This is a genomic window from Sphingomonas sp. HDW15A (genome assembly GCF_011301715.1).
In the GTDB taxonomy this organism is placed as follows: domain Bacteria; phylum Pseudomonadota; class Alphaproteobacteria; order Sphingomonadales; family Sphingomonadaceae; genus Sphingomicrobium.
On record NZ_CP049870.1, the window covers coordinates 1,103,307 to 1,116,694 of the forward strand.

The following is a 13,388-nucleotide window of genomic DNA, read 5'->3' on the forward strand; positions in this document are numbered from 1 at the left end:
TCTTAACTCAACGCAATATCGACGATTGCGCAAGCTTTTTACCCTGTGTTTGTTGTCAGTCCCGCGCTGCGCCGTTCGGCATGTGCCCTTTCAAAAACCGAACGACGTCCCGAACCTTGGCCTGGTCCAGGGGTATTGCCGATTTCAGATCTGGCGGTCCGGGCCAACCCGAATCCGCAATCGTCAGTCCGGCAACGGAACGGTCGCCCGCATAACGTGGGAAAACGTGGAAGTGAACCTGTGGATCCACCATCATCAGCATCAAGTAGTTGATTTTGTCGAAATTCACGGCGGCCTTGAGCATTGCCTCAATATCGGCGACGACGTTGGCCTGCTCGGCAAAGGCTTCGGGTGCAAGCTCTCCAAACGCCGTCGCCTCGCTCTTCGCGGCGAGCACCAGCGATCCTGTGGTGACTTGAGCCGGGCGGAGCATCACGACCCAATGCCGGTACTCTCTGATAAGCGTTTCCGGATAACCGAACTTTTCGATGGTCGCGTTCATTTGTCCCTCGCTTGCCAAGGATGGTCACGCCCCTTAAGGGGGCGGCGCGCGTCCTCCAAGGCGCTTCACGGCGATCGTAGCTCAGCTGGTTAGAGCATCGGTTTGTGGTACCGAGGGTCGCGGGTTCAAGTCCCGTCGATCGCCCCATTCATACACGTCCTTGCAGGATCGACCGGTATCATGACGACCCCCTGGGGCTATCCCGATTTCGACGCCCATGAGGCGATTCATTTCGTAACCGACCGCAACACCGGCCTTCGGGCGATTATCGCAATGCACTCGACCCATCTCGGCCCGGCGGCCGGCGGTACCCGTTTCTGGCATTACGCCGAAGATTCCGAAGCGTTGACGGATGCGCTGCGACTGTCGCGCGGAATGAGCTACAAGAACGCGATGGCAGGCCTCCCGCTTGGCGGAGGCAAAGCCGTCATCCTTGCCGACAAGGACCGCACCAAGACCGATGCGATGATTGCCGCATTCGGCAAGTCGGTGGATCGGCTCGGCGGCAATTACGTGACTGCCGAGGATGTCGGCGTCACCGTTGCTGACATGACCACCATCGCTACCCAGACCAGGTTCGTTGCCGGCTTGCCGGTGGAGGGCGGAGCCGTCGGTGGCGATCCCGGTCCGCACACGTCGCTCGGCGTCTTCTTGGGCATCAAGGCAGCGGTTCGCCTTGCCCTTGGCAAGGACAACCTGTCGGGCCTGCACATCGCCATGCAGGGCGCGGGCAGCGTCGCCGGTGGAGTCGCGCGCCTTGCGGCTGCGGAAGGTGCGCGCCTGACAATCGCGGATGTCGCTGTGGACCGCGCCCAGGCGCTTGCGAACGAGACCGGCGCGACGATTGTCGACCCGTCCGAAATCATGACGCTCGAAGCCGACGTGTTCAGCCCGAACGCCCTCGGCGCTATCCTGACCGAGCAGTCAATCGCGGCTTTGAACGTGCCGATCGTCGCAGGCGGGGCCAATAATCAGCTCGCGACGCCCCAGGACGGTGAGCGCCTCAAGTCCCGCGGCATCCTCTACGCGCCCGATTATGTGATCAACGCGGGTGGGATCATCAACGTGTCGACCGAATATCTGGGCGACGGCGGCCCGGATCTCGTCCGTTCGCGAATTGAAGCTATTCCTGGCCGCCTCGAGCAAATCTGGGCGGAAAGTGAGTCGAGCGGCCGTGATCCGGCGGCTGTTGCAGATGCGATGGCTCAGCGTCTCATCGGGCGAGGGTAAGGCAAGGCGCTTGGCTCTTGGTCACGACGTGCTAAGGGCCTGATGCAGATGCACGGCTACGCCAACCCCGCCCGGTTCCTCAAGATAGCGCGGCCAGCGACGGCGTGGTGCCTGTGGCCGGGTTTGTTGCTCATCCTTGTCGGCGTGATTGGCGGATTGGCGTTTACGCCGCCGGACTATCTCCAGGGTGATAGTGCACGCATTCTCTACATCCACGTGCCGAGCGCGTGGCTGGGGATGGGAGGCTGGTCCGGCCTTGCCGCGGCGGCCCTCGCGCAACTCGTCTGGCGCCATCCGCTCGCCGCCATTGCCGGCCGCGCAATTGCCCCCGTGGGCGCAATGTATGCCTTCGTTTGCCTCGTCACCGGCTCGATCTGGGGCCGCCCGACTTGGGGCACGTGGTGGGAATGGGACGGCCGCCTGACCTCGATGCTGATCCTCTTCTTTCTCTACCTCGGCTATATCGGTCTCGCGTCAGCTGAGCGAGAGCGCCAAACTGAAGGGCGGATGGCGGCATTGTTCGCGATCGTCGGCGCGGTGAACCTGCCGATCATTCATTACTCGGTGCAATGGTGGCGGACACTTCACCAGGGCCAGTCGATCAGCATCGCCGGCGGTTCGTCGATCGCGCCCGAGCTACTTTGGCCGCTGCCGCTCACGGTGCTCGGATTCTCCCTGCTGTTCGGCGCCATCGTCCTCATGCGCATGCGGGCCGAGCTCGCCACCATCCGCGCTGAGGCGCGATTGCGGCGGAGGGCTGCCGAATGAACCATTGGTCGTTCGTCATCGCCGCTTATGTCATCACGCTCGGACTGACCGGCGTTCTGCTGCTGCTTTCGTGGCGGTGGATGCGTCGCGCCGAAGCACAAGCGGAGAGTGCGGCCCGCAGATGAGCCTCAAGCCCAAGCATCAGCGCCTTGTGCTGGCGCTTAGCGCACTGGTCGCACTTGTCGGCGCGGCATTGCTCGCGATGTGGGGCCTTCGCGACCGTGCAGCTTATTTCGTCACCCCGACCGACATCACTTCGGGCACCGTCGAGGAGGGCGATGCGCTTCGGCTCGGCGGAATGGTCCAGCAGGGTTCGCTCAAACAGCTTCCTGACGGCGTCACCCTGCGCTTCATCGTGACTGACGGAAAGCAGCAGGTGGAAACGCGGTTCCGCGGTATTCCGCCCTCGCTGTTCAAGGAAGGCAGCGGAGTCGTGGCCGAAGGCCGGCTTCGCGGGCGCACGTTCGAGGCCGACAACATCTTAGCCAAGCATGACGAACGCTACATGCCGCCGCAGCTTGGCAATTCCGCGGCCGAACACGCCGTTGCCCGAACGGTCGAGCGATGATCGCCGAAACCGGGCTTGCTGCCCTCTATCTCGCCGCCGCACTGGCGCTCCTCCAACTCGCTGTTACCGCGATCCCGACGCTCGCCGACAAGGCCGTCGCCACCGCCCGGCCGATCGCGCTTGCGCAGGGCCTTCTGACCTGCATTGCCTTCCTGTGCCTGGTGCTGGTCTTCGTTCGCACCGATCTCAGCGTTGCCCTCGTTGCCGCCAACAGTCACAGCGCCAAGCCTTTCATCTACCGCTTTGCCGGTGCCTGGGGGAATCACGAGGGCTCGATGCTCTTGTGGGTCACGGTGCTGGCCTTGTCCGGTGCGCTCCTTGCCCTGCTTTCGCGTCGAATGCCGGAAAAGATGCTCAGCGCCGCGCTCGGCGCGCAGGCAGCTCTGGCGCTCGGCTTCTATGCATTCCTGCTCATCGCCTCCAACCCGTTCGCACGCCTTGATCCCGCGCCGCTCGAAGGGCAGGGACTCAACCCGCTGCTGCAGGATCCCGGGCTCGCCTTCCACCCGCCGACCTTGTACCTCGGCTATGTCGGCCTTTCGGTCGCATTTAGTCTTGCCGTCGGCGCGTTACTCACCCGCGATGTCGGCCCGGTTCTTGCTCGCGCGATGCGGCCGTGGGTGCTCGGCTCATGGATATTCCTGACGCTCGGGATCGTCGCCGGCAGCTACTGGGCCTATTACGAACTTGGCTGGGGCGGCTGGTGGTTCTGGGACCCGGTCGAGAATGCCTCGTTGATGCCGTGGCTCGCCGCCACCGCGCTGCTCCACTCGGTCAGTGTACTAGCCGCGCGCGGCGGTCTTCGCACCTGGACGATGATGCTTGCCGTCATCGCCTTCTCAATGTCGATGGTCGGCACTTTCCTCGTACGCTCCGGGATCCTGACTTCGGTTCATGCCTTCGCGGTCGATCCGACCCGCGGAACCTTCATCCTCGCACTGCTACTGCTTTACGTCGGCGGGGCGCTCGCCCTGTTTGCATGGCGCGCACCAGCGGTAGGTGAAGGCGCACGCTTCGCGCTGGTCAGCCGCGAGGGCGCACTGGTCGTCAACAACCTCCTGCTCAGCGTCATCCTCGCCGTCGTCTTTCTGGGCACGCTGTATCCGTTGATGGTGGAGGCGACGACTGGGGAGAAACTGTCCGTCGGTCCGCCCTATTTCAACGCCGTTGCCGGTCCGCTCGGGCTCCTGCTCTTGCTGCTCCTCATCGTCGGGCCGTTGCTTCGCTGGCGACGGCATGAAACTCCGGTCGCCCGGAAGACTGCCCCGGCCGTGCTTGTCGGGCTGGCAACGCTCGTCGCCACCGTGATCCTGGCGCCAGACATGAGCCTGATGGCGCGCCTTGGCCTAGTCGTGGGAATGGCGCTCCTTCCGGCAACCGTCATGCCGTTGTTCGGACGTTCGCTGCGCCGGACGCCGCTCGCGACGTGGGGAATGGTCATCGCTCATCTCGGTGTGGCGATCTCGGTGCTCGGAATGGCCAGCGACGCGGCCTTCACCCGTGAGCGGCTGGCAGCAGCTCGTCCCGGCGAACGACTAGAAATCGGTCCCTGGCTAATCGACTTCGTCTCGATAAGTCCTGTCGCCGGGCCGAACTGGACCGCCCTGGAGGCCAGCCTGCGCGCCTCGAAAGGTGACGGCACGGAAGAGCTTCGTCCCCAGGCGCGCGTATTCACATCACCCCTAACCGAGACCAGCGAGGTGGCAATCGCCACGACGTGGAACGGCCAGCTTTACACGGTTCTCGGTCGGCAAACCGGCGACCGCTGGCAGCTTCGCCTTTGGTGGAAGCCGTTCGTCACCTTCATATGGCTTGGCGGCATTCTCGTCGCGCTCGGCGGGTTCATCGCGCTTGCCGGACGGGCGTGGACCAACCGCCGCAACCGCCGGCGTCTTGAGGAGGCCGAGCTGTGAGGGGCCGCCTGATCCTTGCCACTCCGCTGCTGCTGCTCGCAGTTTTCGCAGGCGTCGCCCTGTGGCGGCTATCGAGCCCGCCGGACACCGTCATTCGCTCCCGCCTCGAAGGCCAGAAGCTTCCGCAATTCGCGCTCCCTGCCGCGATTCCAGGACGGGCAACGGTCAAGTCAGCTGGCTTCGCGGACGGCCAGCCCAAGCTGCTCAACATCTTCGCAAGTTGGTGCGTACCCTGCGTGGCCGAAGCGCCGATTCTGCTTGAGCTGGAGCGCCGCGGCGTAAGGATCGAGGCAATCGCAGTCCGCGACCGGCCGGCGGACGTTGCCGCTTTTCTTGAGCGTCATGGCGATCCGTTTCTCGGCATCGGCAGCGATCTCGACAGCAAGGTCCAGATGAGTCTGGGCTCGTCGGGAGTGCCCGAAAGCTTCATCCTGGATGGCCGCGGGGTCATCCGCTATCAGCATGTCGGGCCGATCATGCCGCAGGATATGGCGAAGATCCTTGGCGAGATGGAGGAGGCGCGTTGAGGTTTGCTCTCGCCCTCCTGCTCATGTCAGCAACACCAGCCTTCGCGGACAGCAAACTGCCGCCGTCCGAATGGGCCAACCGTCAGCTTCCGGACGCGCGCCAGGAAGCGCAGGCCATGGCGCTGATGCATGAGATCCGCTGCCTCGTCTGCCAGGGCCAGTCGGTCGCCGACAGCGACGCGGAGCTCGCCGGCGACATGCGTGCGCTCATTCGCCAGCGAATGGGGTCGGGGGAAAGTGCCGAAGAGGTTCGCGCATGGTTGATTCAGCGCTACGGCGACTGGGTCAGCTTCGATCCACCCGTGAAACCATTGACCTGGCCGTTGTGGGCCGCCCCAATCGCCATCCTCATCGCCGGTGGCTTCCTTGCCGCGCGCAAGCTTAGGGGGCGAAGATGACCGGCCTCCTCATTGTCCTTGTCCTGATCGGGGTTGCGCTTGCCGCGATGCGCCTCGCCGGTCTTCGCGGTGGGCTGCTGACCTTCGCCGCCGCGACCTTGATGCTTGGCGCTGCAGGATATGCACTCGGTGGGCGTCCCGGTCTCTCCGGAAGCCCGCGCGCGGGGCAGGTAGCCGCTGGTCCGATCCCGTTGACAGGCGCGCGCAATCTTTTTCTCGGACGTTTCAGTGTCTCCGAACATTGGCTTCTTATGGCTGACGCCCTGGCGGCGCGCGGCAAGACACAGGATGCGGTCGGCATCCTCCAGTCCGCGATCCGCGCCCATCCACGTGACTATGGGCTGTGGGTTGGGCTTGGGAATGCGCTCACCGACCATGCTCGCGGAATCACGCCCGCTGCCAGCTTCGCGTTCGACCGAGCCCGCGAGCTAGCACCGACTGCCCCGGCACCCGACTATTTCGAGGGACTGGCGCTGCTTCGTTCGGGCGACGCGGCGGGCGCTTACAAGCTCTGGCGAAGCCTGCTCGATCGCGCCCCGCCGAACGCCGAATGGCGGCCGCTCGTGGCCGACGGGGTCGCGTTGATCGAGCAGATGGCCGCCGGCCGCCAACCAGCTTAGGCGGGTACGAACTCCAGCCCGAGCGCTTCGGCCACCGGCTCGTTGCGGATCTCGCCGCCCGAGACATTGAGTCCGTTCGCCAGGTGCGGATCGGAGGCCATTGCCTTCTCCGCGCCGAGGTTGGCGAGCTTCAGAATGAACGGCAGCGTCGCATTGTTGAGCGCGAACGTGCTTGTCCGGGCAACCGCGCCAGGCATGTTCGCAACGCAATAATGGATCACCCCGTCGATTTCGTAGACGGGATCCTCATGCGTGGTCGCCTTCGAGGTCTCAAAGCAGCCACCCTGATCGATGGCTATGTCGACCAGCACGGAGCCGCGCTTCATCGTCTTGAGCATTTCGCGGGTTACCAGCTTGGGCGCGGCCGCTCCTGGGACGAGGACTGCGCCAATGACCAATTCCGCCTCTTGAACGGCTCGGGCGATCGCGTCACGCGAGGCATAGGCCGTCTTTATCTGCGAGCCAAAATGCGTGTCGAGCTCGGCCAGCCGGTCATTGCTGATGTCGTAGATGGTGACGTCGGCGCGCAGCCCGACCGCCATTTGCGCCGCGTTGAGCCCGGCCACTCCGCCGCCTAGGATAGCAACCTTGGCGGGCGCCACACCCGGAACGCCGCCGAGCAGGATTCCGCGTCCGCCCGGCTCTTTCTCGAGGTAGTGGGCGCCGACCTGGACCGACATCCGGCCGGCGACTTCGCTCATCGGCTTTAGCAGCGGCAGTGCGCCGGAATCGCTGGTCACGGTTTCGTAGGCGATGCAGGTCGCGCCTGATTCCATGAGACCCTTGGCCTGCTCGGGGTCGGGCGCCAGGTGAAGATACGTGAATAGCAGGTGGTGCGGTTTCAGCATCGCGATTTCGACGGCCTGCGGCTCCTTCACCTTCACGATCATCTCAGCCTTGTCGAACACGTCCTGCGCGGTCGGAAGGATCGTCGCACCAACCTTCTCATAGGCCTTGTCCGAAAAATCGATGCCCGTCCCGGCCTTCGTTTCAACGAAGACCTCGTGGCCCGCCGCGGTTAGTTCGGCGACGCTCGCCGGGGTCATGCCGACCCGATATTCGTGATTTTTGATTTCCTTCGGCACACCGACGCGCATTGGTAACTCCTGATCGGGCAATGTTTGGGTTCGCGCGGGCCTATAGACCGGTTTCCCGCCCGATTGCAGCGCCTTTTTGCCGGTGCTAGTGCGGCGCGCCGCGCACGGGCGGACCGATGGATATTTTATGACCGTTACCGCAACCGGCACTGCAGAAATCGACACGCCGTTCAACGACACGCACGCGCATGGGCCGATCGGCAAGCTGATGATCGGCGCGATCGGCATCGTTTACGGCGATATCGGCACCTCGCCGATCTACGCTTTTCGCGAAACCTTTGCCGGCCATCACGTTCTCGCCCCCGACGCGCTGCATATCTATGGCATTTTGAGCCTCATCTTTTGGTCGATGATGATCATCGTGACGCTGAAATATGTCATGATCATCATGCGCGCCGACAACAAGGGGGAGGGCGGAAGCCTCGCCCTGCTCGCGCTCATCAACCGTTCCTCGCCCGACAAGAAGCGCTGGACAGCCGGGATTATCATGCTCGGCGTATTCGCGACGGCGCTGTTCTACGGCGACTCGATGATCACCCCGGCCATCTCGGTTTTGTCGGCAGTGGAAGGCCTCACGACGGTGAATCCCGCATTTCAAAGTTGGGTCATTCCGCTGGCGATCGGCATCCTCATCGGCCTGTTCGCGATCCAGAAGCGGGGCACGGCGCGTGTCGGCCTGATGTTCGGTCCGGTTATGATGATCTACTTCGTGACCCTCGCGGTGCTCGGCGCAATGCATATCTTTGCCCATCCGCAGGTCATCCTGGCGATGTTCAACCCGCTGAACGCCGCCAATTTCTTTTACCAGGAGCCAGTTCGCGCCTTCATAGCGATGGGCTCGGTCGTCCTCGCAGTAACGGGTGCCGAGGCGCTTTACGCGGACATGGGGCATTTCGGCCGCCGCCCAATCAAATACGCCTGGATCCTGTTCGTCATGCCGGCGCTGCTCATCAATTACATGGGACAGGGCGCGATGCTCCTCGCACAAAGCCCGGAGCAGGCGCTGCTCACCGTCAAGAACCCGTTTTTCTTTCTCGCTCCGGAAATGCTGCGGCTGCCGCTCGTGATCCTCGCCACCATGGCAACGATCATTGCCAGCCAGGCGGTAATATCCGGAGCTTTTTCGGTCACCCAGCAAGCGATCCAGCTTGGTTTCATTCCACGCCTCAGAATTCTCCACACCAGCGAGACAGCTGCTGGCCAGATATACATTCCGCTAATCAACTGGGCGCTACTGACAATGGTCATCCTGCTTGTGCTGATGTTCCAGTCTTCGTCCAACCTGGCGGCAGCCTACGGCATAGCCGTCACCGGCGCGATGGCGATCGACACGGTCCTGATCGGCGTGGTCTTCTTCAGTCTGTGGAAGTGGCCTCTGTGGAAGTCGATCCCGCTTCTTGCGATCTTCGCGTTCATCGATATCGCATATTTCGGTGCGAACCTGCTCAAGGTTCCGGCTGGCGGCTGGTTCCCGCTGCTGGTCGGTGCGATCATCTTCACCTTCCTCACCACTTGGGCCGCCGGCCGCAAGCTTATGCTTGACCGCATGAAGGAAGCGGCGCTTCCGATCGAGGTTTTCATCAAGTCGGCGTCTTCAAGCGCATCGCGAGTCCCCGGAACCGCCGTGTTCATGACGAGCTCGGCCAAGGGTGTGCCCCATGCGCTGCTTCACAACCTCAAGCACAACAAGGTCCTTCACGAGAGGATCTTCTTGCTCACCGTGAAGATCGAAGACGTACCTTACGTCCCCCTGAGGCACGGGTCGAAACGAAAGATTATGACAACGGCTTCTACCGCATCGTCATTCGCTACGGCTTCATGGAAGAAATCAACGTTCCGCGCGAATTGTCGGGGATCCAGACTTGCGGCGAAAGCTGCAAGATGATGAACACCAGCTTCTTCCTTTCGCGACAGACGTTGCTGCCCTCGGCCAAGCCGGGAATGGCGATCTGGCGTGAGCGGCTGTTCTCCTGGATGCTCCGCAACGCGGAAAGCGCGATGGAATTCTTCAAGCTGCCCAGCAATCGCGTCGTCGAACTTGGAAGCCAGGTGGAAATCTGAACCTTTGGCCGCGGTTCGCCGTTCAGCGCGCCATGAACGAATTCCTCAACTTCGCCGCTCCGGCGATGATCATTCTCGGAGCGTTGCTAACCGCCTCCAACCTCGGCGCCAAGATAACCGGGGTCGGCTTCATCGCCTTCACCGCCGGATCGCTCCTTTGGATGGCGATCGGGCTTCTCGACGGCCCATCCAGCCTCGTCTGGCAGAATATCATTCTGACCTTGCTTAACGCCTTCGGCATCTGGCGCTGGCTCGGGCGACAACGCCAGTTCGAGAAGGGCGGGAAGGGCGCTGCCGCAGCGAGCGAAGATCAGCCCAGCGAAACCCTTTTCCCGGCGAGTGCGCTCAGCAGCGGTGAAATCGTTGGTGCGTCGGGCACTTCCCTCGGCACCGCAGTCGATGCGATGATCGGCTGCGATAGCGGCCGCGTCGCTTACGTCGTCGTTGCGGAAGGCGGGGTCGGCGGGGTCGGCGAAGTCCTTCACTGCGTGGACTGGCGCCATATCCGAAAGCGCAACGAGGGGTTCCTCTGCATGCTTGATCAAACGACGTTCCACGGCCTTCCGACGATCGAGCGCGACCATTGGCCGGCGCGTTAATCGTCACTGCAGAATTCGGGCCTCAAGATTTCGCCTGGTTCGACCGCCAGCGGCGTGAGCATTTCCCGCCCGAGCGCAACCAGCTTGCCGCGCATCTCACCCTGTTTCACGCACTTCCCCATCGGCCTTCGAGGAAGCGAAATCGAGGCTGTCATCAGCTTCCCGCCAAGTCGCGCCGAAAGCGACCGTTTCCGGCTTGATAAACTTAGGGGGCGGGGTCGCCTACCGCATTCAATCGCCGCAACTGGAAGCCATTCGCGAGGACCTTGCCGAGGCCTTTCACGGGCTGCTCAGCGCCCAGGACAGCGCCGGTTGGCGGCCGCACGTCACCATCCAGAACAAGGTCGCGCCCAAGGTCGCAAAGGCGCTGCTCGAGCAAATTGGAAATGACTTCGTCCCGCGACCCGTTCAGGTTGCCGGCCTGGCGATTCACGAATATCTCGGCGGGCCTTGGGCGCCGATCTCGCGCTGGCAGTTCGCTATTAGGTGAGGTCGCCGATTCCGTCGCAACTGAGGTCGAACGCCGCCAATCCCTGCTCCAGCACGGAGGCCATCATCGGCATCTCCAGCAGCTCGTCGATCTGGTTGTTCTCCTCGCCCGCTGCTTCGAGCGCCTCGTCCCAGTCCGAAGCCTCATACGTGCCCTGGCCGACCCAGCAAAAGGCCAGCACTTCGGCCAACTGGTCGTCGGCGAGATCGTCGAGGATTCCGCGAAGTTCTTCCTCGACACTGCTGTTGATGTCGTCGTCCAGAACGGAAAGCACCTCTTCACCGGTGTCGTCGACATTGTCGGGTTCTTCGTCGTCACCGTAGTTGCTCGGAACTTGCGCCTCATATTCGCGTGCCCGAAGGACGATCCGGCACAAGGTTTCAAGCGGTGTCGACGGTTCCATGAGTTCCTCGTTTCTGCTTCCGGCACAACGAGGGTGACTGGTGGCGGTTCCCACGACAAACGCGCGTTGACCGGTGGCACTGGCCTGCCTATATGCCCGCCCGCCGGACGTCCAGAGCGGCAAGCCTGGATCGCTCATTGGGGCGGAGTAGCTCAGCTGGTTAGAGCAGCGGAATCATAATCCGCGTGTCGGGGGTTCGAGTCCCTCCTCCGCTACCAAAATTTGACACTGTATTGGTGTAATAATACACCGATCTCCCTAACAGGAGGTCGCCTATGTCTCGTCATTTTCTCGCCGCATCGCTGCTTGCAGGTGTTTCCACCGCGTCGTGGGCGCTGCCCGCCGACTTCAAGGCCAATGCGGACAAGATCGTCGCAATGGCCTCCACGCCGGACGGTCCCGGTTACGCGGTGGTGATTACGGAAAACGGGAAGACGGTCTATCGCAACGAGCGGGGCTTCGCGAACATTGAAAGCAAGGTGCCGATTTCCCCCGCCACTTCGTTCCGCTTCGCGTCGATCACCAAACAGTTCACCGCCGCAGCCATCATGAAGCTGGTCGACCAGGGTAAGATCTCCCTGGACGATCCGGTGACCAAGTACTTGCCCGATTACCCCGGCCCCGGCGGGGCTGCTACCGTCCGGCAGTTGCTCAACCACACCTCGGGCATCATGCCCTACACCCAAATCCCCAGTTGGGTGGCGAAAGCGGACTCGGGGGCAAGCGCGACGACCCAGAGCCTGATCGATGAGTTCAAGGCGGTTCCGCTCCAGTTCAAGCCGGGCGAACAATATTCGTACAACAACAGCGGCTATGTCCTTCTTGGAGCAATCCTAGAGAAACTAACCGGCAAGAGCTGGGACGAAGCAATCGTCTCCACCGTGACTGGTCCGCTAGGCCTCAAGTCCATCATGGCGGGCGTGCACGAACCTGAAGTGAAGGCAATGGCTGTCGGCTATACCGACGAAGAGGGCAAGACGCTGCCGGCGCCGGCTATCCATATGAGCAACCCGCACGCCGCCGGCGCTCTGATCGGCACTGCGGACGACCTGGTGCGATGGGGTAATGCCTTGCACGGAGGCAAGGTGCTTTCGCCCGCCAGCTATGCGCTGATGACGAGCGCGCAGAAGCTCAAGAATGGAGAGAGCATCCCGTACGGATTCGGCCTCGCACCGAGCGATGTTCGCGGGCGCAAGACAATCGGCCACAACGGCAATATCCATGGTTTCGCGACCGGCAGCATGTACGTTGTGGAACCGAAGATTTTCATCGTGGTCCTCGGAAACAGCGACGCGATGGTCGATGCTTCGACATTAGCCACTCGTCTGGCGGCCGTGGCAGTCGGCGATCCATTCCCCGAATTCACGGCCCGCCCGGTCGACAAGCAGGCGGTCACCGCCTTGCTCGGTTCTTACGCCCTGCCGGTGGGAGAGCGTCTGTTCTTCGAGCGGGGAGGCAAGCTCTACACGCGCCGCAGCGGCGGCGGAGAGCGGGAAGTCTTTCCGGCGGGCGACGACCGCTTCTTCTATGGAAGCGATGGGCTGACCTGGTTCGCCGTTCGAACGGGCACGGATGGGAAGAAGGTGATGGAGATGCATCATGATGGCGCAAGCCAGGCCGAACTGTCGACATGGGCCGGGCCAGTTCCAGCCGAAAAGGCGGCCGTGGTTCTGCCGGTCGACCTGCTCGACAGTTACGCCGGGTCCTATTCATCGCCAATCGGCAATTTCCTGATCACCCGCAGTGAAGGCACGCTTTCAGTCAAGCTGGGGAACCAACCACTTATCGCGTTGAAGGCCGTCTCCATGACCGAATTCGAAGTTGCGCAGGTCGGCGCGAAGCTAACATTCGGACGGATCATCGCGGGCAAGGCCCAGACGATGACGTTGGACCAGAACGGGCAGTCCATTGAGGCCAAGCGACAGTAGTCCCCTAAAAGCAAAACGCCCGGGCCAAAAAGCCCGGGCGCCCTTGCGTGACGATTGCTCGTCAGCCCCCTTTGGAGTCTGAAGCGCCGGCTCTTAATCGGCTGCCTCAATTCCGCACGGATCCCTGAGACCGGGCGGTTGGGACGAATTAGGCTTGTCGCGCGCACCTTGTCACGACGCAAATTGCCGTTTCGCGCCCTTTTCGCCACCCATGTGGCGGCTCAGCAACGGTCGCGGCGGATTGCCTATCGGCAATGCCCTGACTAGGGAGAGCCTCCCTGCCG

At 62.6% G+C, this 13,388-nt stretch carries 13 protein-coding genes, 2 tRNA genes and 2 pseudogenes; 14 read left to right on the top strand and 3 right to left on the bottom strand.

Going from position 1 to position 13,388, the window contains the following annotated elements; all coding sequences use genetic code 11:
* Positions 1-55: 55 nt before the first annotated feature.
* Complete coding sequence (locus G7076_RS05675; RefSeq protein ID WP_166201134.1) at positions 56-502, bottom strand: HIT family protein; 447 nt, start codon at positions 500-502, stop codon at positions 56-58.
* Between the two features lie 70 nt (positions 503-572).
* On the opposite strand from G7076_RS05675, the gene G7076_RS05680 reads away from it, so the two are divergent.
* The 9 genes from G7076_RS05680 (at position 573) to G7076_RS05720 (ending at position 6,526) form a co-directional block, all read left to right on the top strand.
* Positions 573-649 (top strand) — tRNA-His (locus G7076_RS05680).
* 33 nt (positions 650-682) lie between these two features.
* Positions 683-1,732 (top strand): Glu/Leu/Phe/Val dehydrogenase, encoded by a 1,050-nt coding sequence (locus G7076_RS05685; protein WP_166201135.1) that lies wholly within the window; start codon positions 683-685, stop codon positions 1,730-1,732.
* Positions 1,733-1,780: 48 nt separating this feature from the next.
* Positions 1,781-2,500: a heme ABC transporter permease CcmC gene (gene ccmC, locus G7076_RS05690; RefSeq protein ID WP_166203417.1), complete on the top strand. Its 720-nt coding sequence runs from the start codon at positions 1,781-1,783 to the stop codon at positions 2,498-2,500.
* Positions 2,497-2,625, top strand: a complete 129-nt coding sequence (locus tag G7076_RS05695) for a heme exporter protein CcmD (protein ID WP_166201137.1) — start codon at positions 2,497-2,499, stop codon at positions 2,623-2,625. Before ccmC ends, G7076_RS05695 begins: the two co-directional genes overlap by 4 nt.
* Positions 2,622-3,068, top strand: a complete 447-nt coding sequence (gene ccmE / locus G7076_RS05700) for a cytochrome c maturation protein CcmE (RefSeq protein WP_166201139.1) — start codon at positions 2,622-2,624, stop codon at positions 3,066-3,068. Before G7076_RS05695 ends, ccmE begins: the two co-directional genes overlap by 4 nt.
* Positions 3,065-4,981 (top strand): heme lyase CcmF/NrfE family subunit, encoded by a 1,917-nt coding sequence (locus G7076_RS05705; RefSeq protein WP_166201141.1) that lies wholly within the window; start codon positions 3,065-3,067, stop codon positions 4,979-4,981. Before ccmE ends, G7076_RS05705 begins: the two co-directional genes overlap by 4 nt.
* On the top strand, positions 4,978-5,508 hold the full coding sequence (locus G7076_RS05710; RefSeq protein ID WP_166201143.1) for a redoxin family protein: 531 nt from the start codon (positions 4,978-4,980) through the stop codon (positions 5,506-5,508). Before G7076_RS05705 ends, G7076_RS05710 begins: the two co-directional genes overlap by 4 nt.
* Entirely contained in the window at positions 5,505-5,906 is a 402-nt protein-coding gene (locus G7076_RS05715) for a cytochrome c-type biogenesis protein (protein ID WP_240913893.1), read from the top strand. Before G7076_RS05710 ends, G7076_RS05715 begins: the two co-directional genes overlap by 4 nt.
* Positions 5,903-6,526 carry a tetratricopeptide repeat protein gene (locus tag G7076_RS05720; protein WP_166201145.1) on the top strand — a complete coding sequence of 208 codons (624 nt, stop codon included), beginning with the start codon at positions 5,903-5,905 and terminating at the stop codon, positions 6,524-6,526. The genes G7076_RS05715 and G7076_RS05720 overlap by 4 nt, the downstream gene beginning before the upstream one ends.
* Here G7076_RS05720 and ald read toward each other — a convergent pair.
* Positions 6,523-7,623, bottom strand: a complete 1,101-nt coding sequence (gene ald, locus G7076_RS05725; RefSeq protein ID WP_166201147.1) for an alanine dehydrogenase — start codon at positions 7,621-7,623, stop codon at positions 6,523-6,525. The genes G7076_RS05720 and ald overlap by 4 nt on opposite strands.
* A gap of 208 nt (positions 7,624-7,831) precedes the next feature.
* On the opposite strand from ald, the pseudogene G7076_RS05730 reads away from it, so the two are divergent.
* From G7076_RS05730 to G7076_RS05740, 3 genes and pseudogenes are all read left to right on the top strand, one after another.
* Positions 7,832-9,684: pseudogene (locus G7076_RS05730) on the top strand (potassium transporter Kup).
* Positions 9,685-9,716: 32 nt separating this feature from the next.
* Complete coding sequence (locus G7076_RS05735) at positions 9,717-10,283, top strand: PRC-barrel domain-containing protein (protein WP_166201149.1); 567 nt, start codon at positions 9,717-9,719, stop codon at positions 10,281-10,283.
* Between the two features lie 101 nt (positions 10,284-10,384).
* Positions 10,385-10,773, top strand: a pseudogene (locus G7076_RS05740) (2'-5' RNA ligase family protein).
* Here G7076_RS05740 and G7076_RS05745 read toward each other — a convergent pair.
* Positions 10,766-11,176 carry a DUF3775 domain-containing protein gene (locus tag G7076_RS05745; RefSeq protein ID WP_166201151.1) on the bottom strand — a complete coding sequence of 137 codons (411 nt, stop codon included), beginning with the start codon at positions 11,174-11,176 and terminating at the stop codon, positions 10,766-10,768. The pseudogene G7076_RS05740 and the gene G7076_RS05745 sit on opposite strands and share 8 nt — an antisense overlap.
* A 141-nt stretch (positions 11,177-11,317) precedes the next feature.
* Between G7076_RS05745 and G7076_RS05750 the strand changes: the two genes are divergently transcribed.
* Both G7076_RS05750 and G7076_RS05755 read left to right on the top strand, forming a co-directional pair.
* A tRNA-Met gene (locus G7076_RS05750) sits at positions 11,318-11,394 on the top strand.
* Positions 11,395-11,451: 57 nt separating this feature from the next.
* Entirely contained in the window at positions 11,452-13,104 is a 1,653-nt protein-coding gene (locus tag G7076_RS05755) for a serine hydrolase domain-containing protein (RefSeq protein ID WP_166201153.1), read from the top strand.
* The last annotated feature ends 284 nt before the right edge of the window (positions 13,105-13,388 follow it).